This is a genomic window from Telluria sp. GW821-FHT07G12 (assembly GCF_059418525.1).
In genome coordinates, this window is sequence record NZ_JBWKQA010000002.1 from 879,885 (window position 1) to 905,201 (window position 25,317).

The window sequence follows — 25,317 nt, forward strand, 5'->3', positions numbered from 1 at the left end:
AAGATATAGATCAGATAAGGCCGGTCAGGCCGGCTCGGACAAGGGCAGGCTGATGCGGTTGCGCCCCATGTGCTTGGCGCGGTAGAGGGCGGCGTCGGCAATCGCCACCAGCTCGGAGGCGGCAGTGTCCGGCGAGGCCAGGGCGGTGGCGGCGCCGATCGACACGGTCACGTGCTGCCCGATGGCGAGGCGGTTCGGCACCTGCAGCTGCTCGACCCGGGTGCGGATGCGCTCGGCCACGCTGGCGGCGCCCTTCAGCGACTGGTTCGGCAGGATCACGGCGAATTCCTCGCCGCCGTAGCGGGCGACCAGGTCGTTGGCGCGCATCTCGCTGGAGACGGCGGTGGCGATGCGCTTCAGGCACTCGTCGCCGCCGAGGTGGCCGTTGGCGTCGTTGTAGGCCTTGAAGTTGTCGACGTCGACCATCAGCAGGGACAGCGGCTGGCGCTGGCGCTGGGCGCGCGCCCACTCGGCCTGCAGGGTGTCGTCGAAGCAGCGGCGGTTCGCCAGTCCCGTCAGGCCGTCGCGCGTGGCCAGCTGCTCGAGGGCGATCTGGGCCATCTTCTCGTCGGTCATGTCGCGCAGGGTCTCGACCACGGCGCTCAGCCGGCCGCGTTCGTCGTAGATGGGACTGGCGTCCGCAGCCAGGTAGCGGCGCCGGCCGACGCGCGGCATGTCGAACCAGCTTTCGGCCGACAGGTGGGCCGGCTGGCCGGGGTTGGCGCGCGGATGGATGATCGGGATATCGCCGCCGCGGTCCTGGACCACCATATCGGCCAGGGTAGGGCGCTGCTCGTCGAAAAAGCTGCGCCAGTGCTCGCGCGTGCCGACCACTTCGGAGGCGGGGACGCCGGTCAGGTGTTCGCAGGCGCGGTTCCAGATCATCACGCGGCAGCTGGTGTCGAGCACGAATACCGGGATCGCCAGCATCTCCATGAGCTGGTGCGCGAAGGCGCGCTCGCCGTTCGCGTTGGGGGACTCCATGAGCCGCTGTATTGTTGTCGTGCCTGTCATATGCCGTCCTCTGATCTGTCCGTTGAGCAATTAGTTGACTGCTGACAAGATCGGATTGTGCGGTACGGCACATCGCGCCTTATTGATTTAAGGCAAGAAGGTTTTAGCCCCGGAATTATCCTAACGAGGACCGGGAATCCAGCCTAGTTATGTCATCCGGGTTCGGCGGCGCGGGCGCCAGTGCGCAGGCTGGTGCCAAGGCGGTCGAGGCGGGTGCGCAGGAGTTCCAGGCGATTGCGGGTGCCCTGGTCGGTGCGGCAACGCTGCTGGATCTGGGTCAGCTCGGCCTGGATGATGACCAGCTGGCTGGCGGGATCGGTGGCGCAGTTGCCGGCGGCGCGGGCCGCCATGCGGGCCAGCACCATGTCGGCCTCGGCCAGGGCCTGGTCGGCATGGCTGCGCGCCGACTGTTCGCGGCATAGCGCTGCCTCGAGGTCGGCGATACGGTCTTCGCTGCGCACCTTGCGGAACAGCGTCGTCACCAGGATGCCCAGGCCGAGCAGGAGCACGAAGGCGATCCGCAGGCGTTCCGGCGGCGCTGCGCCCATGGCGCCCGCGCCGGTATCGAGCCACCACAGGCCGGCCAGCAGCAGGGCAGCAACTATGGCGCGTAGGGCATGGTGCATCACGGTCTTCATGGTCCGCCTCCTAAAGTCGTAGGAACTTTCCGCTACGAAAAGGTACGTCTTTCCGAGAGGATAGTTTTTGCCGGAAGTCAATAATCGGCGGGTCTTCTGCAGCTGCCGCAGTGCGCGGTATAATGGAAGGTTGACGAGGGCTTAACCGGACTTTAACCGTGACTTACAGCATCAAAGAGATTTTCTACACCTTGCAGGGCGAAGGCGCACACGCTGGCCGGCCGGCGGTGTTTTGCCGCTTTTCCGGCTGCAACCTGTGGACCGGGCGCGAGAGCGACCGCGCCACTGCCGTCTGCCAGTTCTGCGATACCGATTTCGTCGGCACGGACGGTGAGCGCGGCGGCAAGTTCAAGGAGCCGGCCGAGCTCGCTGCCGAGATCGACGGCCTGTGGCCAGCCACCTACCCGGCCAGCAAGTACGTCGTGTTCACCGGCGGCGAACCCCTGCTGCAGCTGGACAAGCCCCTGATCGACGCCATGCACGCCCGCGGCTTCACCATCGCGATCGAGACCAACGGCACCCTGCCGGTGCCGGAAGGCGTCGACTGGATCTGCGTCAGCCCGAAGATGGGCTCCAAGCTCGTGGTCGGCAAAGGCAATGAGATCAAGGTCGTGATCCCGCAGCTGGGCCAGGACCTGGCCGCCTACGAGGCGCTCGATTTCGAAAACTTCTACGTGCAGCCGATGGATGGACCGCTGGCGGCCCAGAACACCAAGCTGGCGATCGAGACCTGCCGCCGCAATCCCAAGTGGAAGCTGAGCATCCAGACCCACAAACTCCTGCAAATCCCCTGAGCCTCATTGGCCTATTTATGCTGACCATTACCCGCAAGCTGGAATTCGATGCCGGCCATCGTATTCCCGACCACAAGAGCCAGTGCCGCAACCTGCACGGCCACCGCTACACCCTCGAGATCACCCTCACGGGCGAAGTCATCGACACGGAAGGCAGTTCCGACAACGGCATGATCATGGACTTTTCCGACATCAAGGCGCTCGCCAAGGAGCACCTGGTCGACGTCTGGGACCATGCCTTCCTGGTCTACGAAAAAGACGAGAAGGTGCGCGATTTCCTGGCCAGCCTGCCCGGCCACAAGACCGTGATCATCGACCGCATCCCGACCGTCGAGAACCTGGCGCAGGTCGCCTGGGGCATCCTGAAGGCGGCCTACACCGACCGTTACGGCACCGGCCTGCGCCTGCAGAAACTGGTGCTGCACGAGACCCCGAACTGCTGGGCCGAGATCACCGATGCCTGATTCGCTGCTGCCCGAGCCGGCGCCGCTCCAACGTGAAGGTGACGGCGCCTACATGGCGCTGGCACTGATCGAGGCGCGCAAGGCCTGGGCGGCCGGCGAGGTGCCGGTCGGCGCCGTGGTGGTCAAGGACGGCGAGATCGTCGCCGCCGGCTTCAACCAGCCGATCGGCCGCCACGACCCGACCGCCCACGCCGAAATCGTCGCCCTGCGCGCGGCCGCCGAAAAACTCGGCAACTACCGCCTGCCGGGCTGCGAGCTGTACGTGACGCTGGAACCCTGCGCCATGTGTTCGGGCGCGATGATGCATGCGCGCCTGGCGCGCGTGGTCTACGCCGCCACCGACCCCAAGACCGGGGTCTGCGGCTCCGTGCTCGACCTGTTCGCGCGCGAAGAACTGAATCACCACACCGAAGTCGTCGGCGGCGTGCTGGCGGAAGAGGCCGGCGCCATGCTGAAGGGCTTCTTTGCCGAGCGCCGCGCGGCGCGCAAGGCGCCGCTTCTCCCGTAACGCCCCGTTCCGGCGAAAATGGTATGCTGGTTTCACGCCGCCTGCATAGCGGCGCGGAGAAACCTCGTGCAACCGTCCATCATCCGGCATCCCGGCCGATGTCCATCCCGCCATCATGCCTAGCCTGAACGCCAACGGCATCCGCATCGCCTTCGACACCGCGGGCGATCCGAAAGCCGTGCCCCTGTTGCTCATTTCCGGCCTCGGCCTGCAGTTGACGGCCTGGCCGGACGAATTCGTCGAAGGCCTCGTCGAACTCGGCTTTTACGTGATCCGTTACGATAATCGCGACACCGGCCTCTCCACCAAGTTCGAGCACGCCGGCACCCCGAGCCTGGGCCTGGCCTGGCTGAAGTCGCTGCTCCGCTGGCCGATCCGGCCGCCCTATACCCTGGAAGACATGGCCGACGACGCGGTCGGCGTGCTGTCCGCTCTCGGGGTGGCGCGCGCCCACGTGGTCGGGATGTCGATGGGCGGGATGATCGCCCAGCTGATGGCTGCCAAATTCCCGTCGCGGGTCCTGAGCCTGACCTCCATCATGTCGAGCAGCGGCCGCCGCGGCCTGCCGGGACCGGCGCCCGAGGTCAAGCGCGCGATGATGCACCGCCCGAAATCCGCCGACGTCGACGCAATGATCGAGCACGGCGTGCGCCTGCTGCAGGCGATCGGCAGTCCGACTTATCCGACCCCGGAAAAGCAGCTGCGGCGGCGCGTGACGCGTGCGCTGCGCCGCAATTGCTGCCCGGGTGGCGTGGTGCGCCAGATCCTGGCCGTGGCCGCCAGCGGCGACCGCTCGCCGCAGCTGCGCAGCATCGTCGCCCCGACCCTGGTGATCCACGGCGCCGCCGACACGATGGTCCCGCTGGCCTGCGGGGAAGACACCGCGCAGGCGATTCCGAACGCACGGCTGGAGGTCATCGAAGGGATGGGGCATGACCTGCCCACCCAGCTGCTGGAGAGGCTCCTTGCCTTGATCGACGCCCATGCCCACGGTAAGATGGCGCCCGACTCGACACCACGGCTTTTCGTCAAACAGTGATCACCAAACAACTCGGCATTGCGCTCATCGCGCCGGGCGGCTACGCGCCCGATCCGGAAGCGGTAACGCGCGGCATCGCCCGCCTCGAATCCCAGGGCATCCTGGTCCACAACTACTACGAACACGACAAGCGCCACCTGCGCTTCGGCGGCACCGACGAGGCCCGCCTGGCGCAGCTGAACGCGGCAGCCGCCGATCCTGACGTGCAGGTCGTGGTGGCCCTGCGCGGCCAGTACGGCATGACCCGCCTGATGCCGCACATCGATTTCGACCGCATGGCCGACAGCGGCAAGATCTTCGTCGGCTTCTCGGACGTCACCGATTTCCACATGGGCCTGTACGCCCGGCGCGGCGCGATCAGCTACGCCGGCCCGATGTTCGCGGGCGATTTCGGCGCAGCCGAACCGGTCGACTTCACGCTCGACAATTTCTGGTCCTGCCTGAAAGGCCCGACCCACACCGTGGCAGGGCAGGGCGCGGGCAATCCTGCGCTGGATGTGAGCGGCACCGTCTGGGGCGGCAACCTGGCGATGATCATGTCGCTCGTCGGCACGCCTTACTTCCCGCAGATCGACGGCGGCATCCTCTTCCTGGAAGACATCGCCGAACATCCCTACCGTGTCGAGCGCATGCTGCTGCAACTGATGCAGGCCGGGGTGCTGGCGCGCCAGCAGGCCATCGTGCTGGGCGATTTTTCCGGCTACAAGCTGGCGCCTGCCGACAACGGCTACAACTTTGACGAAATGCTGGCCTATCTGCGCGCGACCTTGCCGTGCCCGGTGCTGACGGGGCTGGAATTCGGGCATATTCCGCGGCGGGTGACGATTCCGTTCGGGGCCAAGGGGCGGCTGGTGTCCGCAGACGGCGCCTGGAAACTGAGCCTGTCGGACTATCCGACCCTGCAGCTGGATTGAACGCCATCGGCGCGCCACGGGGACTACTCCTCAGTGGTAAAATGCACGGTTAATCGAAAACCCCTGCAGGAAGGTAAGTCCAGTGCTCAGTACAGCCAACATTACGATGCAGTTCGGCGCCAAGCCGCTGTTCGAGAATATTTCCGTCAAATTCGGCGACGGCAACCGTTATGGCCTCATCGGCGCCAACGGTTGCGGCAAGTCGACCTTCATGAAGATCCTCGGCGGCGACCTCGAGCCGTCCGGCGGCAACGTCTCGCTCGATCCGGGCGAGCGTCTCGGTAAGCTGCGCCAGGATCAGTTCGCCTACGAAGACGTGCGCGTGCTGGACGTGGTCATGATGGGCCACACCGAGCTGTGGAACGCAATTTCGGAACGCGACGCCATCTACGCGAACCCGGAAGCGACCGACGAAGACTACATGAAGGCCGCCGAACTCGAAGGCAAGGTTGCCGAGTACGACGGCTACTCGGCCGAAGCGCGCGCCGGCGAACTGCTGCTGGGCCTGGGCATCGGCACCGACCTGCACCAGGGCCTGATGAGCGCCGTGGCGCCGGGCTGGAAGCTGCGCGTGCTGCTGGCCCAGGCCCTGTTCTCGGATCCGGACATCCTGCTGCTGGACGAGCCGACCAATAACCTGGACATCCACACGATTTCCTGGCTGGCCGACATGCTCAACCAGCGCAACTCGACGATGATCATCATCTCCCACGATCGTCACTTCCTGAACTCGGTCTGCACCCACGTCGCCGACATGGACTACGGCACCCTGAAGGTGTATCCGGGTAACTACGACGACTACATGGAAGCCTCGACCCAGGCGCGCAATCAGCAGCTGGCGAACAATGCCAAGGCCAAGGAAAAAGTGGCCGAGCTGCAGGAATTCGTGCGCCGCTTCTCGGCCAACAAGTCGAAGGCCCGCCAGGCGACCTCGCGCGCCAAGCAGATCGACAAGATCAAGATCGAAGAATTCAAGCCGTCCTCGCGCGCCTACCCCTTCGTCCGTTTCGAAGGCGAGAAGAAGCTGCACCGCCTGGCGGTGGAGACCGAGGGCCTGTCGAAGTCCTACGACCGCACGCTGTTCAAGAACTTCTCGATCATGGTCGAAGCCGGCGAGCGCATCGCGATCATCGGCGCCAACGGTGCGGGCAAGACCACGCTGCTGCGCTGCATCGGCGGTCACGAGGTTACCGGCCTGGACGCCGACACCGGCCGCATCAAGTGGGCCGAGAACGCGAATCCGGGCTACATGCCGCAGGATCCGACCGAGGAATTCGCCACCGACCTCAACCTGACCGACTGGATGGGCCAGTGGACCAAGGAAGGCGACGACGACCAGGCCGTGCGCTCGATCCTGGGCCGCCTGCTGTTCGGCGGCGACGAAGTCAAGAAGTCGGTACGCGTGTTGTCTGGTGGCGAGAAGGGCCGCATGATGTACGGTAAGCTGATGCTGGGCCGTCACAACGTCCTGATGCTCGACGAACCGACCAACCACATGGACATGGAATCGATCGAATCGCTGAACGTGGCGCTGGACAAGTACGCCGGCACCCTGATCTTCGTTTCGCACGACCGCGAATTCGTGTCCTCGCTGGCGACCCGCATCCTTGAGGTGAAGGAAGACCGTGTGCTGGATTACCAGGGCAATTACGAGGATTACCTGAAGAGCCAGGGTCTCGAATAAGTTTTCGTGACGCGAACGTGAAATAACGTGGGCACGGGGTGCCCACCCTACGAAGTGATGTGGGGTGGGTGCTTCGTGCCCACGCAACATGGTGGAGCAATAATGAATTCCATAACCCCCATCAAGACCTTCGAGTACGACCGCCCGGTCGGCGGCGTGTGCTCGACCTCGGAAGCCTGGGCGCGCGTGCCGTCGCCCGTCGAGGCCGCCGAAAAGGAAGCCCTGAAAGACCGTATCCGGCGCCTGCTGACGGAAAAGGAAGCGGTGCTGGTCGCCCACTACTACGTGGACGCCGACCTCCAGGACCTGGCCGAGGAAACCGGCGGCTGCGTGTCGGATTCGCTGGAAATGGCGCGCTTCGGCCGCGATCATCCCGCTAAGACCCTGGTTGTCGCCGGTGTGCGCTTCATGGGCGAGACCGCCAAGATCCTCAGCCCCGAAAAGACGATCCTGATGCCGGACCTGGACGCGACCTGTTCGCTGGACCTGGGCTGCCCGGCCGACGAATTCGCCGCCTTCTGCGACCAGCATCCGGATCGCACCGTGGTCGTCTACGCGAATACCTCCGCCGCCGTGAAGGCGCGCGCCGACTGGATGGTCACCTCGTCGATCGGCCTGGACATCGTCGAACACCTGCACAAGCAGGGCAAGAAGATCCTGTGGGCGCCTGACCGTCACCTGGGCGCCTACATCCAGAAGAAGACCGGCGCCGACATGCTGCTATGGCAGGGTTCCTGCCTGGTGCACGACGAGTTCAAGGGCGTCGAACTCGACCTGCTGCGCGCCCAGTACCCGGATGCGAAAGTACTGGTGCACCCGGAATCGCCGGCCAACGTCGTCGAACAGGCGGACGCGGTGGGCTCGACCACCCAGCTGATCGACGCTGCCCGCACCATGGACGCGACCACCTTCATCGTCGCCACCGACAACGGCATCCTGCACAAGATGCGCGCCGCCGCGCCGGGCAAGCATTTCATCGATGCGCCGACCGCCGGCAACAGCGCAACCTGCAAGAGCTGCGCCCACTGCCCGTGGATGGCGATGAACGGCCTGGTCAACCTGGCTGCCGTGCTGGAAGCGACGGATGGCCGAAACGAGATCCAAGTCGATCCGGAAATCGGCCGGCAAGCCAAGCGCGCCATCGACCGCATGCTCGACTTCGCCGCTGCCAAGAAGGCCAAGGCCCTGCCGACCGGTTCGCTGGAGCAGGAAAGCAAACTGTTCTCCGGAATCGGACCCGCATGAGTAATCTTGGTAACCCATTCGCAGAAGAAGGCAAGCTCGACGAGAAGCTCCAGGCCGCGTTCGAGCAGAACCTGCTGGCCGCGCTGCTGGAAGATATCGGCACCGGCGACCTGACCGGCAAGCTGGTGCCGGAAGAGCCGCGCGCGAAAGCCCGCGTGATCGTCCGCGAGGAAGCCGTGCTGTGCGGCGCGCCCTGGTTCGAGGGTGTCATGCTGGCCGTCGACCAGGATATCGAGATCGACTGGAAGTATGCCGAAGGCGACACGATGGCAGCTGATAGCGTGGTTTGCACCATCGAAGGCTCGCCGCGCTCGCTGCTGACGGCCGAGCGTTCCGCGCTCAACTTCCTGCAGCTCCTGTCCGGCGTCGCCTCCGCCACCCGCAAGTACGTGGACGTGGTGGCCGGTACCCGCGCGCAGATCCTGGACACCCGCAAGACCCTGCCGGGCCTGCGCCAGGCGCAAAAGTACGCGGTGCGCGTGGGCGGCGGCGCCAACCAGCGCATGGCCTTGTACGACGGCATCCTGATCAAGGAAAACCACATCGCGGCGGCGGGCGGCATCACCCCGGCCCTGAAGGCTGCGGCGGCGCTGAATGCCGGCGTGACGATCCAGGTCGAGGTGGAGTCGATTGCCGAGCTGGAAGAAGCGCTGGCGGCCGGCGCCGTGTCTGTGCTGCTGGATAACTTCGATCTGGACATGATGCGCGAAGCGGTGCGCATCAACGGTGGGCGTGCGCTGCTGGAGGCGTCCGGCGGCATCAACATGCAGACCGTGCGTGCGATTGCCGAGACCGGCGTCGACCGCATCTCGATCGGCAGCCTGACCAAGGATGTGCGGGCCACCGATTATTCGCTCAGGATCGTCGGCTGAACCCCATCGTTCACCATCCCTGCCGCAACGATGACGGCGAACTCGTCGTCATCCACCGGCCCAGCTCGCCCACGCCATCGGCGCGCTGGGCCGAAGCCGGCGCGCTGGCGACGGCCGTGCCCGTCTGCCAGATGCCGGCCAGCCTGAACGGACTCGCACTCTCTCCATTAAGCGCCACGCCCAGCGAAGGCGAAGCCGTCGACGAACCGCCATTCCTCCTGCCGGCAGGCATGAAGGCGGCGGCCGGCGCTGTGGTAATCGAGGATGACGGCCGCGTCTGGCTGGTATCGCCGACCAACGGCTTCGGCGGCTATACGGCCACTTTTCCGAAGGGCCGCGTCGATCCGGGCGGCAGCCTGCAGCACACGGCCATCCGTGAGGTATATGAGGAATCCGGCCTGCTGGTACGCCTTGAAACCTTCCTGATCGACGTCCGCCGCACCCAGACTTACACGCGCTACTACATCGCGAAGCGCATCGGCGGCTGTCCGTCGGCCATGGGATGGGAGACACAGGCGGTGCACCTGGTGCCGGCCGCCCGGCTGGAAGACGTCGCCGCGCATCCGAACGAAGCCGAGGTCATCCGCGCCGCCCGCGCCTGGCTGGCGGCGCGCTAAGCCCGCTCAGACCCCGCTCTCGCTGGCCCGCGCCAGCGCTTCCGCCTGCGGCGTACGCTGGTACAGATGCTCACCGACCCGCGACGCGATCGAATCGACCGCCGCCAGCACCTGATCCGGATGCGCGTAATGCGTCATGTGGCCGACGCCCGGCTGCAGCTGCAGCTCGCTCTCGGGAATGCGCTCGTTCAGGCGCTCGGAATTGTGGCCGAAGTCGGCGATCAGGTCCTGGGTGCCCGCGATGATCACGGCGGGTACCTTCAGTTCCGGATAACGTTTGGATAGCGCCATCGCCGACGGCACCATCATCGCGGTCTCGGCGGCGCTGGCGCGCAACTGCTTTGGACGCAGCATCATCCAGACCGGCAGCTCGCGGAAGCGGGCATCGACCGGCTGCGGCGCGAAGGCGCGCTTGACGATAGGCCGCCACATCATGCGCCCGACCAGCGGCGACACCGTATAGCGCATCAGGTCCCCGACCACCGGGATGGCCGGACCGGAGCTCAGCACATCGGCACGCAGGCTCGGGTAGTAATAGCCTGACAGCAGCACCAGGCCGCGCACGAAATCCGGCGCCTCCAGCGCCATGGACAGCGCCACCAGCGTGCCCCATGAGTGGCCCAGCACGATGGCGGAGTCGACCTCGAGTTCCTGCAGCGCATGGCGCAGCAGTCGCGCCTGGGCTTGCGGCGTCCAGACCTTGCTGCGCGGGCGCTCGCTGTAGCCGAAGCCGGGGCGATCGAAGGCGATCACGCGATAATGCTCGGCAGCGCGGTTCAGCAGGCCGCTGTGCTCGAAATCATTGGCCAGCACGCCATTCCCGTGCAACAGGACCAAGGTCGGCCCTTCACCTTTTTCGATGTAATGCAGGCGCACGCCGTCGACGGTCACGAAGCGTCCCTGCGGGGGATTCTCGGCCTCGGCCTGCTTCGTTTTCGCGCGTACGTAGAAAAAGGATGCCGCGAGGCCCAGCCCGGCCGCAGCGGCGCCGAGTTGCCAGCCTTTGATGTTGTTCGTCACAGTGTTCCTCCGTCGAGTTGAATGGTTCGCGTGGTGGTGTTGTCTCCGGAGCGGGTCCGTTCGAGCAGCTCGAGCACGATGGGCAGGAGCCGCTCACTGGATTCTTCGATCTTGATGTCGAGCAGGTCGTCGGCGCGCGTGCGGCCGAGATTGATGGCGGCGATCGGCTTGCCGCTGGCTTGGGCCATGCGGCAGAAGCGGAAGCCCGAATAGACCATCAGCGAGGAACCGACAACCAGCAGCGCATCGGCGCGCTCCATCTGATCGAGGGCGATGGCTGTGCGCGCCGGCGGCACGTTGTCGCCGAAAAAGACCACGTTCGGCATCAGGGTGCCGGCGCAGCAGGTACATTGCGGCAAGCGGAAATCCGCCAGCTCGGCCGGCTCGACCGAGGCGTCGCCGTCGGGCAAGGGTGTCGCATCCGCGTGCAGCATGTGCGGGTTGGCGTCGGCCAGTTGACTCTGGACGAAGGCGCGCGGAAACATGGCCGAGCACTCCAGGCAGACGACCGAATGGATGTTGCCGTGCAGCTCGAGCACGCTGTGACTGCCGGCCTGGCCGTGCAGCCCGTCGACGTTCTGGGTCAGCACCGAGCCGATCTTGCCGATCTTTTCCAGCCCGGCGATTGCGTAGTGACCGGGATTCGGCCGCGCCTTCGACAGCACCGGCCAGCCGATCATGCTGCGCGCCCAGTAGCGCTTCTGGACGTGTTCGTATTTGCGGAAATCCGGCCCGTGGATGGGCGGACGGCCGCGGCGGGTGCCGTCGCGGTCGCGGTAATCGGGGATCCCGGAAGCGGTGGACAGGCCGGCGCCGGTCAGCACCAGCGCACGCGGGTGGCGGTCCAGGAACTCCGCCAGCTTGGCCGCATCGTCATGTACCGCATGGTCATGGACGGTAAAACCTTCTGCCATTGTGGTGTTTCCTCGTTGGGCTTCTTCCCTTGAGATCGTAACACCTTGCTTCCAGGATGGTCGCGCAGGAGACCTCGCCGTCAGCGCCGGCTGGACACCACGATGCCGCCCACGATGAGGGCGAAGGCCAGCGCATGATAGGCGTGCGGCAACTCGCCCAGGAACGCGGACGAGAGCAGCGCCGCGAACAGGGGCGTCAGGTTGACGAAAAAGGCGCCGATGCCGGGCCCGGCGCGGCGGATGCCGGCGCCCCACAGCGCATAGGCCAGCACGGCCGGGCCGGCAGCCACGAACAGCAGCGCCGCCGCCAGCTTGCCGCTCCAGGCGATAACCGGCGCACCCAGCGACCATTCGATGCCGGTGAACAGGCCCGACCACAGTAAACCATATGCGACCTGGACCGCCAGGAAGGCCGCCCAATCGCCGCGCAGCGCGGGCTCGTCTTTCGGCTGCAGCAGCATCCAGCTGTAGAAGGACCAGGCGATGGTCGCCAGGATCATGTAGAGGTCGCCGGCGACCAGGCGCAGGCCCAGCAGCTGGTGGACATCGCCGCGGCACAGCACCACCAGCACGCCCAGGATCGACAGCAGCGCACCCGCCACCTGCCGTTGCCGCACCGGCACCCCGAAGAACAGGCGGCCGACCAGCATCATCCACACCGGCATGCCGGACGCCACCAGGGTGACGTTGATCGGCGTCGAGCTCTGCAAGGCCAGGTATTGCAGGGAGTTGTACATGCCGATACCGACCAGGCCCAGCAGCGCGTAGCGGCGCCAGTTGCTCAGGGCGCCGCTGCCGTTCCGGAACATCGCCCGGGCGAGCGGCAGCAGGATGATCAGGGCGATCAGCCAGCGCAGCAGGTTGAGCGTCATCGGCGGCACGGCTTCGCGCACCAGGCGGCCGACGATGGCGTTGCCCGCCCAGAGGAGGGGCGGGACCGCCAGCAGGAGGATGGTCGAGGGAGAAAGCTTCTGGTTCACGGAAGCGACGGGCAGCTGTCAGCGACGTCGCGGCGTCAATACGCTCGGCAAAGCCTTCGGCAGGGTATCCGGATAATCCCGCGAATAATGCAGTCCGCGGCTTTCATGCCGCGACAGCGCGCTCTTGACGATCAAGGCCGCCACCTCGACCAGGTTGCGCAGCTCCAGCAAGTCGTTCGTTACGCGGAAGTTACGGTAATACTCGTCGATCTCTTCCTTCAGCAGGCGGATGCGGTGATGCGCCCGCTCCAGGCGCTTGGTGGTGCGCACGATACCGACATAATTCCACATGAAGCGGCGCAGTTCGTCCCAGTTATGGGCAATCACGACCTCCTCATCCGCATTCGTGACGCGGCTTTCGTCCCAGGCCGGCAGCACCGGCAAATCGGCGGACGGCGCCGCGGCGATCTGGTGCGCGCAGGCGCGGCCGACCACCAGGCATTCCAGCAAGGAGTTACTCGCCAGGCGATTCGCGCCATGCAGGCCGGTATAAGCCGTCTCGCCGACCGCATACAGGCCAGGGATGTCGGTGCGGCCCGCCAGGTCGGTCACCACTCCGCCGCAGGTGAAGTGCACGGCCGGCACCACCGGAATCGGCTGCTTGGTGATGTCGATGCCCAGCTCGAGGCAGCGCGCGTAGATGGTCGGGAAGTGTTCCTTGATGAATTCCGCCGGCTGGTGCGAGATGTCCAGGTGGACGTAATCGATGCCGCGCTTCTTCATCTCGAAGTCGATGGCGCGCGCCACCACGTCGCGCGGGGCCAATTCGCCGCGTTCGTCGTGGGCCGGCATGAAGCGGGTGCCGGACGCCAGCCCGGCTTCCGGCGGCAGTTTCAGCAAGCCGCCTTCGCCGCGCACCGCTTCGGTGATCAGGAAGGATTTCGCATACGGGTGGTACAGGCAAGTCGGGTGGAACTGGATGAACTCCATGTTCGACACCCGGCAGCCGGCGCGCCAGGCCATGGCGATGCCGTCGCCGGTGGCGGTGTCCGGATTGGTCGTGTACAGGTATACCTTGCCGGCGCCGCCGGTGGCCAGCACCGTGTGCTCGGCTTCGAAGGTCAGCACCTTGCCGCTCTTTTCGTCCTGCACGTACAGGCCGTAGCAGCGCGGCTGCCCGACCAGGCTGGGCGCGCCGCTATGGACGCCGCTGGGTGTCAGTTTGTCGGAGGTAATGACGTCGATCGCGCAGTGATGCTCGAACAGCGAGATGTTCGGGTGCGCGCGCACCTTCTGCTCCAGCGTCACCTGCACGGCGTGGCCGGTGGCGTCGGCGGCGTGGATGATGCGGCGCTGGCTGTGGCCGCCTTCGCGGGTCAGGTGGAAGCCGAGTTCCGCGTTCTCGTCGCGGGTGAAGGGCACGCCTTGCTCGATCAGCCATTCGATGGCTTCGCGGCCATGCTCGACGATGAAGCGGGTAGCCGCCTCGTCGCACAGGCCGGCGCCGGCCACCAGGGTGTCGGCGATGTGATTGTCATGGCTGTCGCCGGAATCCAGGACGGCGGCGATGCCGCCCTGCGCCCAGTTGCTGGCGCCGTCGAGGAGTTCGCGCTTGGAGATGATGGCGACCTTGCGGGTCTGCGCCAGGTGGAGAGCGACGGAGAGGCCGGCCAGCCCGCTGCCGACGATAACGACATCAAATTTCATTTTCTGGTCGGAGCGCCTGGGAAAGTTCTCAAGGCCCCATTCATTTTGTAGGGAGGCATCACTATAGACGATTTGCTGGTGGCTTGTTGGAACGTCATTCCCACCGATTAATGTGACGCATCACGATTTTCCGAGCACCTTCTCGTACACGCGCCGATAGCGCGCGGCCGTCAGCTCCCAGCTGCGGCGTGTGCTCATGAACTCGCGTCCTGCCTTGCCCAAGGCGTCGATACGCCAGGGTTCGGCAAGCAGTTCCTGAATCGCCTTGGCCAGCGCCGCACGGTTTCCGGCTTCGAACAGGATGCCACTGTGGCCGTGCACCAGTAACTCGCGATGACAGGCAAGGTCCGACGCGACCACCGCGCAACCCTGCGCCAGCGCGTTCAACAGATGGCGTGAGGGCTCGAAGGATGGCCTGCGCCCCAGCCCCGGGAAGATGGCGATGTCCGCGCGCGGCAGGACGTCGGCCGCACGCCTGTACGAGAGCGGACCCGCGAACACGACATGCCCACGCAGCGATGGCTGGGCGAGCCTGCGCTCGAAGCGCGCCTCGCCCTCGCCACCGGCCGCAACCAGCAGGCGCAGCGCGGGATGCTCGCGGCGCAGCTGCACCAGGGCCGCCAGCAATAGGTCCAAACCGTCGTCCGGCTCCAGCCCGCCCGCATACGCAAGCAAGGGCGCCCCGAGCAGATCCGGCATCCTGGCATTGGACAGCCTGCCGACGGCCAAGTCCGCCGCCGGCGGAATCACGGCAATCGTTCGCCCGACCAGGCCCTCGGCCCGCAGCGCGGCCCGGACCTGAGCGGTACCGGCTGCAATCGCTTGAGCGGCGCCGAGAGCCCAGCGCTCCGCGCGCGGGAAGGGGAAGGCTGGCGCTGCGTGTCCGCGCCGCTCGGCTTCCACCACCAGCGGGATCTTCGCCAGGCGAGCCACCGGCCAGGCGGCAAGCGCGTTCGAGCTCGGCAGATGAACGTGGATCAGGTCGGGCCGGGTCAGTTTCGCGACCTGCCGGAGGCGAAGCGCTAGCGCCGCCGTCGACATGGCCGCGCCGAGGCAGGAGCCCGGATCGAGCTGACCAATAAGGGGCAAGCGCCGGCGCGGGACGGAAGTGCGGTAGAAGTGCCAGCCTTCGCGCGTCGCTTCGGGTGCAGCATGCGCCGGACCGGTCAAGTGCACGGTCTGCACACCCTGCAGCCGCAAGCCCTGCAGCAGCGCCTCCGTACGGCGGCTGTAATCGCTGCGCCGCGGCGCGGAATGGTCGAGCAGGTGCAGGACGCGCATGTGAGGCCCGCTCAAGCCTCGCGCCTGGGTGTGTCGGGCGACTCGGCCCCTGTCAGTGCATCGTAGACGGCCAGGTAGTCGCGCGCCATCGCCGGCATGCTGTGGCGGGCGATCACCTGGCTGCGGGCCCGCGCGCCATGCCGCGCCGCCATCTCCGGAATACGGCAATAGTCCGACACCGCCGCTGCCAGCAGCTCCACCAACATCGGCGGCACCAGGATGCCGGTAAAGCCCGCGTGCACCAGCTCGGCGTTGCAGCCAACCGCCGTCGCCACCACGGGCAAGCCGCTGGCCATCGCTTCCAGGATCGCATTGGAGCGGTCCTCACGCAGCGCCGGCAGCACGAACAGGTCCATCGCGCGCAGCAGCTGGGCGGTGTCGCTGCGGGCGCCGGGTAGCCAGGCGCGGGCGGCGGCGCCGGCGCGGTTCAGCATCGCCTGGCATTCGGCGCGGGCCGGTCCCTCGCCGACGATCATCAGGCGCAGGCGCTGGTGGGCCGGATGGGGCGAGGCGATCAGGCGCAGGAAGGCGTCGACCAGGGTCGCGTGACCGGCGCTGTCATCCATCCGGCCTATGCTGCCGATGACGAAGACGCCGTCGTGCATGAAGCCTGCCGGGCCCACCGCGGCAGCCGGACCCAGGCGCGGGTGGAACTGCACGCTGTCGACGCCGCTCGCGATCTGTGACACGCGTGCGGGCTCGGCGCCGATGGAGTCGACCAGCCATCGCTCGAGATCGCTGCTGTCGGCGATGAAGTGGTCGACCAGCGGACACAGCATACGCCTCAGCATCCGGTCGCGCAGCCCGATGCGCCCGCGCTGGGCCATGCCGCGCCCGTGTTCGGCATGCACGCGCAGCCTCACCCCGGCGAGCGCGGCCACGAGCTGGGCCGGCAAGCCGGAACAGTTACGTGTGTGGATAAGGTCGGGACGCAGCGTGCGCAGCGTGCGGTACAGCTGCAGAAAGGGCACCTGGCCTGCATCGCGCTGGTGCAGGTTAACCACGTCGACGCCGTGTTCGCGCAGGCCGGCTTCGTAATCGCCCTGGTCGCGCAGGCAGACGATGGCATGCCGGTAGCGCTCGGCCGGCAAGTGGCGGATCAGATTCAGGAGATCCAGGTCCAGGTTGGCGCTGGCCAGCGAATCGACCAGATGCACGACCAGCCTCGTCCTCGCCTGGACACTGGCGGCGGACTCGCCAGGCAGCCCCGCATCGTCCACGGCCGGCGGATGTTGCGCAGCCATGCCGGCAAGGTCCGGAAACGACTGTGCATGGCGGTGGATGGGGTTCATTCGCAATGGACTCCGGCGCTAAACCGTGATTATATTTCCGCACTATCGGCCGTTTTTCGCGCTTTCCGGCATCGTTGATGGGTCTCAAAAAAGCTGTGCTTCGATGGTTCGCCGCCGCACCGACACGGCTTCTTGCGGTCGCTAACATGGATAAAAATTCTTCACCATGAGGACCGCCCCATGAGCACCCACCACGCAGCCGAAGTGGCCAAACTGGCCGAGAAAGTCAAGCACGTACGCTTCCCGATGTTCACCTGGCAGGACCCGCACGGCCACCTGCTGAGCCAGCCGATGACCCAGCAGCAGGTCGACGACGAAGGGGGTATCTGGTTCTATACCTCGACCCTGACCTCGCTTTGGGAATGCATCGCCCATCGCCCTCAGGTGAACCTCGGCTTTGCCGATCAGGACAGCAGCCTGTATATCTCCGTCAGCGGCACCGCCGAGCGCGTGGTCGACCGCGAGCAGATTCGCGCGATGTGGAATACCGGCGTGCAGGCATGGTTCCCGGCGGGTCCGGAAGACGAGCACGTGGTGCTGATCCGCGTCGACCCGCACTCGGCCGAATACTGGGACTCGAACGACAGCAAGATGGTCCGCATCTTCGCCATGGCCAAGGCCGCCATTACCGGCGACAAGCCGGACCTCGACAGCGAGCACAAGACGATCCGCCTGGAGTAAGCGCCAGGCGAACATTCCTGCCTTGCAATAATCCTGCCTGCTGACGTACAGTACACGCTTCTTTCAGCAGGAGTCGTCATGGAGCAGGCAGGGCAGGGGCTCTCATCCGTCTATGCGGCGCTGGCCGCGACCGCGCCGCTCGAGCTGGCGGCGAATGTATTTACCGCCCTGGCCATCGTCCTGGCCGGCCGCAATAACGTCCATACCTGGTGGACCGGCATCGCCGGCACGGCGCTGTTCGGACTCCTGTTCGCGCAGAACCGCCTGTACGCCGACGTGGCGCTCCAAGTCTTCTTTGTCGTCACCGGCATCATCGGCTGGTGGAAATGGCTGCGCGGCCAGCATGGCGAGCCGCTGCCCGTCACCCACGCCGGCGCCAACAGCCTGCTCTGGATCCTGCCCCTCGGCGTCGGCGCGACCGCGGCCTACGGCGCCATGCTGCACCACTTTACGAACGCCTACGCGCCTTTCGTCGATTCCGCCGTGCTCGTCTTCAGCATCATCGGCCAGCTCCTGATGATGCAGCGGCGCGTCGAGAACTGGGGTTTCTGGCTGCTCGTGAACACGATCGCGACACCGCTGTACTTCAGCCGCGGGCTGCACCTGACCGCCATCCTGTATGCCGGCTTCTGGATCAACGCCCTCGTTTCCTGGCGCAGCTGGCACAAGCTGGCCGCGCCGCCATCCCTCGAGAACATCCGCCCATGAAACTGAAAGCAATCGCTGCCACGCTCGCCGTCCTCGGCTTCGCCTCCGTCCACGCGGCGTCGCCCGAACATGTCGTCGCCGTCCGCGCCGGCAAGCTGGTCGACGTCGTTGCCGGCAAGGTGATGGAAAACCAGACCATCCTCATCAAGGGCGAGCGCATCGCCGCAGTCGGCCCGACCGCGAGCGTGAGCGTGCCGGCCGGCGCCGAGGTGGTCGACCTGTCGGGCGCCACCGTGCTGCCGGGCCTGATCGACGCCCACACCCACCTGACCGGCAACCCGAACCAGCACGGTTATGCCTCGCTGGGCGTGTCCGACATCCGCGCCGCCATGTACGGCGCCCATGCGGCCCAGGTGACCCTGAATGCGGGCTTCACCACCGTGCGCAACGTCGGCGCCAGCGGCTTCGGCGACGTCGCCCTGCGCGACGCCATCAACGACGGCGAACTGCAGGGGCCGCGCATGCGCGTGGCGGGCTACGCGCTGGGCATCCAGGGCGGCCACTGCGACAACAACCTGCTGCCGCACGATTTCCATTACACCGAAAACGGCGTGGCCGACGGTCCGTGGGCGGCGCGCGCCAAGGTGCGCGAGATGGCCAAGTACGGCGCCGACACCATCAAGATCTGCGCCTCGGGCGGCGTGCTGTCGAAAGGCGACGAACCGGGCGCCCAGCAGTTCACGCTGGAAGAAATGAAGGCCATCGTCGAGGAAGCCCATAAACTGGGCCGCCGCGTGGCCGCCCACGCGCATGGCGCCAGCAGCATCCGCGACGCCATCCTGGCCGGTGTCGATTCGGTCGAGCATGCGAGCCTGGTCGACGAGGAGGGCATCCGCCTGGCGCGCGAGAAGGGCACCTATTTTGTGATGGACATCTACAACGACGACTACATCCTGCAGGAAGGCGCCAAGGCCGGCATGCTGCCGGAATCGCTGGACAAGGAGCGCGCGCTCGGCCAGCTCCAGCGCGACAACTTCCGCAAGGCCTTCAAGGGCGGCGTCAAGATGGCCTTCGGCACTGACGCCGGCGTCTACCCGCACGGCGACAATGCGCGCCAGTTCCACTACATGGTCCAGTACGGCATGAGCCCCATGCAGGCGATTCAGGCCGCGACCATCAATGCCGCCGACCTGCTGGGCTGGAAGGACCGCATCGGCTCGGTCACGCCGGGCAAGTATGCGGACCTGATTGCCGTGTCCGGCGATCCGCTGAAGGACCCTGCCGAGCTGACCCGCGTGAACTTCGTGATGAAGGGTGGGGCAGTGGTGAAGGGCGCGAACGCCAGCCGCTGAGCCCGGCGTTCATTCGTACGAATCCATTTTTCATCGCGTGCTAGGCTGGACGCTTGCACAGCGATGGAGGATGCAATGCCCGACTTTCAGCACCCGGAATACCAGGCCTGTATCGACGCCTGCAATGCCTGCGCGGCGGCCTGCGACAACTGCTCGACGGCCTGTCTGCAGGAAGACGATGTCAAGATGATGGCGCGTTGCATCGCGCTCGACATGGATTGCGCCGCGATCTGCCGGCTGGCGGCCGGCTACATGGCGCGCGGCAGCGAATTCGCGGCCCAACTGTGGCGCCTGTGCGCTGCGGTGTGCACGGCCTGTGCTGACGAATGCGGCAAGCACCGGATGGACCACTGCCAGGCATGCGCGCAAGCCTGCCGCCGCTGCGCGGATGCTTGCCTCGCCATGGACAGCGCGCCCTGATCAGGGCTTGCGCGGCGGCGCCAGGTCGGCTTCCGACTGGTTGCCGCCGGTCTCCGGCGTACCGAGACCGGTCTCCTGGATGCCCGCCTGCTGGCTGCGCGTGTCCTGGGCGCCGCGCGCGGTCGCGGTAGCCGCGGTGCCGGCGCCTTCGGGCGCGCTGGCGGCATCGACCGCATGTTGAAGCTTGTCGCCCTGGGCCTTGTCCGAGGCCCCGCTCGGGGCGATCTCCTCGTCACGCGGCTTGGTCAGCGCGTCGCCGCCGCTGCCGCCCGTCTCGGCCATGGTTTCGTGGGTGAGGGTGGATCCGGCTTCGCCGCTGGTCGGGCCGCCGATACCCATCGTGGGCGAATCGCCGCTTTTGCTCTGTGATGCGCTCATGTTAGCTCCCTTTGGCATGCTGAGCGATTATCGGCACGATCCGGGCTCCCGACTGTCGGCGCGTGCAGCGCGATGCTGTAGGAGAGTGGCGCAAATGCCAAGCTCCCGGTAGCATGTTCGTTAATAAAAAGAGAACATAATCACGGGAGGGGACATGGGCGCACAGATGCCGGCGCGATTGCACGAGGTACTCATCGTCGGCGCAGGTTTCGGCGGCATCGGCATGGCGGTGATGCTGAAGCGCGCAGGCGTCGAGGACTTCCTGATCCTCGAACGGGGCGCGGACGTAGGCGGAGTCTGGCGCGACAATACCTATCCCGGCGCCGCCTGCGACGTGCCGTCCCACTTGTACTCCTTTTCCTTCGAACCGAACCCGGACTGGTCGCGCCGCTTCGCCAGCCAGGACGAGATCCATGCCTATCTGCGCCACTGCACTCATCGATTCGGCCTTACAGGCCATCTGCGCTGCCATGCGGAAGTGAGCGAGGCGGCCTTCGATGAGACAGCGGGACTGTGGCGGGTGCGTTTGCGCGACGGCGAGGAGCTGGCCGCGCGCACCCTGATCACGGCGACTGGGCAGCTGAGCAATCCCTTGCTGCCGCAGGTGGAGGGTATCGAGCGCTTCCGCGGACCGGCCTTTCACTCGGCGCGCTGGGACCACCGGGTTTCGCTGGCCGGCAAGCGGGTCGCCGTGATCGGCACCGGCGCCTCGGCGACCCAGTTCGTGCCGGCCATCGCACCGGCCGTCGCTAGCCTGACGGTGTTCCAGCGCTCGCCGGCCTGGATCATTCCGCGGCCCGGCAAGCCATATCCGGCCTGGCGCAAGGCGCTGTTCAAGGCCATGCCCTGGACCATGCGCCTGCACCGCGCCCTCATCTACAGCCAGTACGAATCGCGCGCGCTGGCATTTACGCGGGCCCGCTGGATCCTGCAGGTGGCTGCGGGGACGCCGTTCCGCCGCATGCTGAAGCGCCAGGTGCCCGATCCGGCGCTGCGCCTGAAACTCACGCCGGCTTATCCGATCGGCTGCAAGCGCGTCCTGCTCTCGAGCGACTATCTGCAAACCTTCAGCCGCCCGAACGTCGCGCTGGTCACGGACCGCATTGTCCGGGTCACCCCGGACGGCATCGAAACCGCGGATGGCAAGCATCACGAGGCCGACGTCATCGTCTACGGCACGGGCTTTGCCGCCACGCGCTTCCTGGCGCCAATGCGGATCGCGGGGCGCGGTGGTCTCGACCTGAATACGGCATGGGCCGGCGGCGCCTCGAGCTACCTGGGCATGACGGTGCCGGGCTTCCCGAATTTCTTCATGCTGTACGGGCCGAATACGAATCTCGGACACAACTCCATCATCTATATGCTGGAGAGCCAGTTCGCGCACGTGCTGCGCTGCCTACGCGCGCAACGCGCGGCCGGCGCCACGGAAATCGAAGTCCAGGCAAGTCCGCACCGCGCCTTCAATGCGGCCGTCCAGGCGCGTCTCGAAAAGAGCGCCTGGGTCGGCTGCAACAGCTGGTACCTCGACGAGAACGGCCGCAACACCGTTAACTGGCCTGGCTTCACGCTGAGCTACCGCTGGCTCGCCAGGCATGCGCGCCTGAGCGCCTACCGATTCACGCGTCCTGGCGCCGCGCCGTACGAAACGAGGGTGCTGCCGCCGCAATCGCGCCTGGAGCGCGTGTTCGCGGCCCAGAATCGGCTGCTGTTAAAAGGGGTGTTCCGGCCGCTGGTCGGTCCGCCATTCGGGTTGCGGGCGCAGCGCCGGGTGGTCGACGTGCTCGGCGTGCTGATGCCAGCTGTGCGCAAGGTGAGGCGCGAGCGGCGCATACTCGGCGGCGTGCCGGCAGAACTGGCGCTGCCCAGGAATGCCTCCGCAGGCGCCATCCTCTATCTGCACGGCGGCGCCTTCTGCCTGGGCTCGACATGGAGCCACCGTGGCCTGACGACGCGGCTGGCGCGTGCATCGGGAATGCCGGTGTGGACGCCGGACTACCGGCTCGCGCCCGAACATCCGTACCCGGCGGCGCTGGACGATGCCGTCGCCTGTTACGACGCGCTGCTGGCTGGCGGCTTGCGGGCGAAGGAGATCGTGGTCGCCGGCGACTCGGCCGGCGCTGCGCTGGCGATGGCGCTGCTGCTGCGCCTGCGCATGCGGGACCGGGAACTGCCGGCCGGCGCTGCGCTGCTGTCGCCGGGCGCCGACCTCGATGTGAGCGACCCCGGCATCGAAGCCAGGGCAGGGATGGACCCGATGCTGCGCCCGGCCTGGCTGCGGCAAGCCTTCGGCGCTTATGCCTGCCCGCCGGACGCGCTTGAACACAGGCCGCTCGCATCCGACCTGGACGGAATGCCGCCGCTACTCATCCAGGTAGGTAGCGACGAAATCCTGCTGGGCGACGCGCAGCGCCTGGCCGCGCATGCGCACGCATGCGGCGTCGATTGCCGGCTCGAGGTCTACGAGCAGCGCTGGCATGTATTTCAGCTGCAGGGCGCGCAGCTGGCCAGTGCGCGCTCAGCGATTAACACGGTTGCGGAATTCGCCCGCGCGCGGGTAGCACTACAACGGGATGCGCTGGATGGTGGGGAAGGGGACGGGTATATCGTCGCACGCCACGTCGAGCGTGACGAAAAACCGGTACCCGCTGCGCCCTGAGCGGAGAATCAGACGGGGATCTCCGAGGTGCCGCCGCCCGCGCTGCCGAAACTTTGCAGCTGATCCAGGCTCAGGCGCCGCTCGTTGAGGGCAGTGAGGATCGCCTTCAGCTGCTCGGGATCCGGCTGGATGTAGATCATGCGCTGTTCGAGCTGCTGATCCCAGTAGGGCGTGTAGGGGACGTCGGTCTCCGGCATGACCTTGGCCTTGAAGCTGCCGTCCTGCAGTTCGCCGACCAGGGTGATGCGGGTGGTGTCCGGGGTGGTGTTGTTGACCGTGATGTTCATGGACGCTCCTTGTTTGTCCGTTCGCTCGGAAGCATTGTCCCGTACGTCAAACCCGAGTGCCCACACTGTAGAAAGTGGTCGAAATCCCGAATTCTTTAACTCGACATTAGCGAATATATTGTCGAGTTCAATTTCTGGATCGATAAAATGATATACTGTATAAAAACACAGCCCTTTTCACTCGCACCATGCCGAACTTTACCCCAATCGACCTGGGTCCGTCAGCACCGGAAGAGACGACGACCGGCCCGAGCGGCCGCATGCACGTCAAGATGTACCGGCTCGCGGACGACGCGATTACCGAAGCCACCACCGACATCGAACTGGCCCGCGAATTCATCGCCCACGGCGAGCTGAGCGCGAAATCGATCCAGAACTCGCAAAAGGAACTGTATCGCTTCCTTACCTGGTGCCGCGAAGAAGCCAAAAAGACCCTGGCCCAGCTGAACGTTGCGGACCTGAACAACTACAAGGAATTCCTGAAAAATCCGCCGCCGGAATGGGTATCGAAGACCAAGTGGCCGCGCAGCGATCCGCGTTACCGGCCGTTCACCGGGCCGCTGTCCGACCCGAGCCGGCGCCAGGCCATGATCGCCGTGAAGGGATTGATGGGCTTTGCCGAACAGACCGGCTATCTACGCCGCAATCCTGGCGCGCTGGTTCGCAACGTCAAGGCCCCATCCGCGAGCCGGATTACGCGCTATTTGACCCAGGGCGCGATCGCGCTTGCGCTGGAAACGGTTTCCAGCCGCCCGGCCGACACGCCGGCGGCTTTCAGGCGCCGCGCGCGCGACCGCTTCCTGCTGATCGCCTTTGCGCATACGGGCGCCCGCCTGAATGAGATCGTCAGCGCGTCCATGGGATCGATCTACACCGAAGGCAACGGCCGCTGGTGGCTGGACGTCCTCGGCAAAGGCAACAAGCCGCGCCGCCTGCCGGTGCCGCCCGAGATGCTGGAAGCCTTCCAGGCCTACCGCCAGGCCTTCGAACTGCTGCCGCAGACCAGCCGCACCGACCGCACGCCGCTGGTCCTGTCCAGCCGTTCGCGCGAACCGGCGCGCATTACGGACGAAGCGGCGGCGGAAGCAATCAAGGCGGTGTTTGCCGACGCCGCGCGCGCCGCGGATGCGAAAGGCGACCAGGACACGGCGGCGACGCTGCGCCAGGCGTCGGCGCACTGGCTGCGTCACAGCATGCTGACCAACCACGCCAACAACGGGGTGCAATTGAAGACGCTGCAGGACACGGCGGGGCATGAAAACATCGCAACCACGGCGGCCTACCTGCACAAGACCGACAATGAGCGGCACGACGAGATCATTCGCTCGGTGAACGGGAAGAGCGTGCTGTGAGCTGTGCTGCCCCTTGTTGGGCAGCTTTACGGATAGCACATTTGACATAATATAGATTATGCGCACTTCGTCCGGGTCCGATGGGCTCCTTGTTTGCAGACAAATCGTGCAAATCCAGCCCGCTTTCCTGCGAAGCTGCCCCCTGGAGCGTGACGCTGCCAATTGCGTGACACATCACGGAAACAAACAAAACCCGGTGCGCGACTGAGCCTGCGCACCGGGTTTGATTGCTGCGCGGCCGGGATCGGCCGTCAGCTTTCAAGCTTCAACGCTTCTTGCTGCTGGAATCTTGCTGGTTGAAAGCCTGCGCAGCATCCTGTGCCGATTCACCCTTCTTTTTGCCGCCGAGGTCATCCAGTGCGGGCGTGCCGCCGGACGCATGCTGGCCACCATGCTGCTGGCTGCCTTGCTGCCCGGATTGTTGGCTTTGCTGTCCGGATTGCTTGCTTTGCTGGTCCTTGGAGCTGGCGGCATTACGGTTCTGATCGGACATGCCACTGTCCTGTCGAACGCCCTTTCCGTCTTTCCCTTGATTCTGAGCCATCTTGATCTCCTCAATGAAGTGGTCGGAGCCCAATCATACGCCTCAGAACGAGCCCAGCAAGCGGCGCGCCGGTACC

Annotated in this window: 26 protein-coding genes; 15 read left to right on the forward strand and 11 right to left on the reverse strand. The window is 66.0% G+C overall.

The genetic code is table 11. From position 1 onward, the window contains the following. Positions 1-24: 24 nt before the first annotated feature. Complete coding sequence (locus AC07PE_RS11900) at positions 25-984, reverse strand: GGDEF domain-containing protein (protein WP_498764497.1); 960 nt, start codon at positions 982-984, stop codon at positions 25-27. 182 nt (positions 985-1,166) lie between these two features. After that, positions 1,167-1,652 carry a hypothetical protein gene (locus AC07PE_RS11905; RefSeq protein ID WP_498764499.1) on the reverse strand — a complete coding sequence of 162 codons (486 nt, stop codon included), beginning with the start codon at positions 1,650-1,652 and terminating at the stop codon, positions 1,167-1,169. 158 nt (positions 1,653-1,810) lie between these two features. Here AC07PE_RS11905 and queE point away from each other — a divergent pair, with 158 nt between their 5' ends. From queE to AC07PE_RS11950, 9 genes are all read left to right on the forward strand, one after another. After that, the gene (queE, locus tag AC07PE_RS11910) at positions 1,811-2,446 is read left to right on the forward strand and encodes a 7-carboxy-7-deazaguanine synthase (RefSeq protein WP_498764502.1); all 636 of its coding nucleotides are present in this window, start codon (positions 1,811-1,813) and stop codon (positions 2,444-2,446) included. 17 nt (positions 2,447-2,463) lie between these two features. Beyond that, a complete protein-coding gene (gene queD, locus AC07PE_RS11915; RefSeq protein ID WP_498764504.1) occupies positions 2,464-2,910 on the forward strand; it encodes a 6-carboxytetrahydropterin synthase QueD in 447 nt (148 codons plus the stop codon). Then, the gene (gene tadA / locus AC07PE_RS11920; RefSeq protein WP_498764506.1) at positions 2,903-3,418 is read left to right on the forward strand and encodes a tRNA adenosine(34) deaminase TadA; all 516 of its coding nucleotides are present in this window, start codon (positions 2,903-2,905) and stop codon (positions 3,416-3,418) included. The genes queD and tadA overlap by 8 nt, the downstream gene beginning before the upstream one ends. A gap of 115 nt (positions 3,419-3,533) precedes the next feature. Next, positions 3,534-4,457: an alpha/beta fold hydrolase gene (locus AC07PE_RS11925; RefSeq protein WP_498764508.1), complete on the forward strand. Its 924-nt coding sequence runs from the start codon at positions 3,534-3,536 to the stop codon at positions 4,455-4,457. Further along, positions 4,454-5,371 carry a muramoyltetrapeptide carboxypeptidase gene (gene ldcA, locus AC07PE_RS11930; RefSeq protein ID WP_498764512.1) on the forward strand — a complete coding sequence of 306 codons (918 nt, stop codon included), beginning with the start codon at positions 4,454-4,456 and terminating at the stop codon, positions 5,369-5,371. Before AC07PE_RS11925 ends, ldcA begins: the two co-directional genes overlap by 4 nt. 82 nt (positions 5,372-5,453) lie before the next feature. Beyond that, a complete protein-coding gene (locus AC07PE_RS11935; RefSeq protein ID WP_498764514.1) occupies positions 5,454-7,055 on the forward strand; it encodes an ABC-F family ATPase in 1,602 nt (533 codons plus the stop codon). A 111-nt stretch (positions 7,056-7,166) separates the two neighbouring features. Further along, positions 7,167-8,300: a quinolinate synthase NadA gene (gene nadA, locus AC07PE_RS11940; protein ID WP_498764780.1), complete on the forward strand. Its 1,134-nt coding sequence runs from the start codon at positions 7,167-7,169 to the stop codon at positions 8,298-8,300. Then, entirely contained in the window at positions 8,297-9,172 is an 876-nt protein-coding gene (gene nadC, locus AC07PE_RS11945; protein WP_498764516.1) for a carboxylating nicotinate-nucleotide diphosphorylase, read from the forward strand. Before nadA ends, nadC begins: the two co-directional genes overlap by 4 nt. Positions 9,173-9,288: 116 nt before the next feature. Further along, positions 9,289-9,789, forward strand: a complete 501-nt coding sequence (locus tag AC07PE_RS11950) for an NUDIX hydrolase (RefSeq protein WP_498764518.1) — start codon at positions 9,289-9,291, stop codon at positions 9,787-9,789. Between the two features lie 6 nt (positions 9,790-9,795). Here the strand turns inward: AC07PE_RS11950 and AC07PE_RS11955 are convergent, their stop codons facing one another. The 6 genes from AC07PE_RS11955 to AC07PE_RS11980 form a co-directional block, all read right to left on the reverse strand. Further along, positions 9,796-10,809 carry an alpha/beta fold hydrolase gene (locus AC07PE_RS11955; protein WP_498764520.1) on the reverse strand — a complete coding sequence of 338 codons (1,014 nt, stop codon included), beginning with the start codon at positions 10,807-10,809 and terminating at the stop codon, positions 9,796-9,798. Beyond that, positions 10,806-11,723, reverse strand: a complete 918-nt coding sequence (locus AC07PE_RS11960) for an NAD-dependent protein deacetylase (RefSeq protein ID WP_498764522.1) — start codon at positions 11,721-11,723, stop codon at positions 10,806-10,808. The genes AC07PE_RS11955 and AC07PE_RS11960 overlap by 4 nt, the downstream gene beginning before the upstream one ends. An 80-nt stretch (positions 11,724-11,803) precedes the next feature. After that, entirely contained in the window at positions 11,804-12,703 is a 900-nt protein-coding gene (locus AC07PE_RS11965) for a DMT family transporter (RefSeq protein WP_498764524.1), read from the reverse strand. Positions 12,704-12,721: 18 nt separating this feature from the next. Beyond that, positions 12,722-14,350 carry an L-aspartate oxidase gene (gene nadB / locus AC07PE_RS11970; protein ID WP_498764526.1) on the reverse strand — a complete coding sequence of 543 codons (1,629 nt, stop codon included), beginning with the start codon at positions 14,348-14,350 and terminating at the stop codon, positions 12,722-12,724. A gap of 120 nt (positions 14,351-14,470) precedes the next feature. Further along, positions 14,471-15,631 carry a glycosyltransferase family 4 protein gene (locus AC07PE_RS11975; protein ID WP_498764528.1) on the reverse strand — a complete coding sequence of 387 codons (1,161 nt, stop codon included), beginning with the start codon at positions 15,629-15,631 and terminating at the stop codon, positions 14,471-14,473. Positions 15,632-15,642: 11 nt separating this feature from the next. Continuing rightward, complete coding sequence (locus AC07PE_RS11980; protein WP_498764530.1) at positions 15,643-16,923, reverse strand: glycosyltransferase; 1,281 nt, start codon at positions 16,921-16,923, stop codon at positions 15,643-15,645. A 180-nt stretch (positions 16,924-17,103) separates the two neighbouring features. Between AC07PE_RS11980 and AC07PE_RS11985 the strand changes: the two genes are divergently transcribed. The 4 genes from AC07PE_RS11985 (at position 17,104) to AC07PE_RS12000 (ending at position 20,024) form a co-directional block, all read left to right on the forward strand. After that, positions 17,104-17,604: a pyridoxamine 5'-phosphate oxidase family protein gene (locus tag AC07PE_RS11985; RefSeq protein ID WP_498764532.1), complete on the forward strand. Its 501-nt coding sequence runs from the start codon at positions 17,104-17,106 to the stop codon at positions 17,602-17,604. Between the two features lie 78 nt (positions 17,605-17,682). Next, a complete protein-coding gene (pnuC, locus tag AC07PE_RS11990; protein ID WP_498764534.1) occupies positions 17,683-18,312 on the forward strand; it encodes a nicotinamide riboside transporter PnuC in 630 nt (209 codons plus the stop codon). Next, entirely contained in the window at positions 18,309-19,604 is a 1,296-nt protein-coding gene (locus AC07PE_RS11995) for a Xaa-Pro dipeptidase (RefSeq protein ID WP_498764536.1), read from the forward strand. Before pnuC ends, AC07PE_RS11995 begins: the two co-directional genes overlap by 4 nt. Positions 19,605-19,679: 75 nt before the next feature. Then, positions 19,680-20,024, forward strand: coding sequence for a four-helix bundle copper-binding protein (locus tag AC07PE_RS12000; protein ID WP_498764538.1), 345 nt, complete (start codon positions 19,680-19,682; stop codon positions 20,022-20,024). Here the strand turns inward: AC07PE_RS12000 and AC07PE_RS12005 are convergent, their stop codons facing one another. Next, positions 20,025-20,402, reverse strand: coding sequence for a hypothetical protein (locus tag AC07PE_RS12005; protein WP_498764540.1), 378 nt, complete (start codon positions 20,400-20,402; stop codon positions 20,025-20,027). A 154-nt stretch (positions 20,403-20,556) separates the two neighbouring features. Between AC07PE_RS12005 and AC07PE_RS12010 the strand changes: the two genes are divergently transcribed. Continuing rightward, positions 20,557-23,058, forward strand: a complete 2,502-nt coding sequence (locus AC07PE_RS12010) for an alpha/beta hydrolase fold domain-containing protein (RefSeq protein WP_498764543.1) — start codon at positions 20,557-20,559, stop codon at positions 23,056-23,058. Between the two features lie 8 nt (positions 23,059-23,066). On the opposite strand, the gene AC07PE_RS12015 is transcribed toward AC07PE_RS12010, so the two are convergent. Next, on the reverse strand, positions 23,067-23,345 hold the full coding sequence (locus AC07PE_RS12015; protein ID WP_498764545.1) for a hypothetical protein: 279 nt from the start codon (positions 23,343-23,345) through the stop codon (positions 23,067-23,069). Between the two features lie 188 nt (positions 23,346-23,533). Between AC07PE_RS12015 and AC07PE_RS12020 the strand changes: the two genes are divergently transcribed. Beyond that, the gene (locus tag AC07PE_RS12020) at positions 23,534-24,697 is read left to right on the forward strand and encodes a tyrosine-type recombinase/integrase (RefSeq protein ID WP_498764547.1); all 1,164 of its coding nucleotides are present in this window, start codon (positions 23,534-23,536) and stop codon (positions 24,695-24,697) included. 265 nt (positions 24,698-24,962) lie between these two features. Here the strand turns inward: AC07PE_RS12020 and AC07PE_RS12025 are convergent, their stop codons facing one another. Next, positions 24,963-25,241: a hypothetical protein gene (locus AC07PE_RS12025; protein ID WP_498764550.1), complete on the reverse strand. Its 279-nt coding sequence runs from the start codon at positions 25,239-25,241 to the stop codon at positions 24,963-24,965. Positions 25,242-25,317 lie beyond the last annotated feature (76 nt).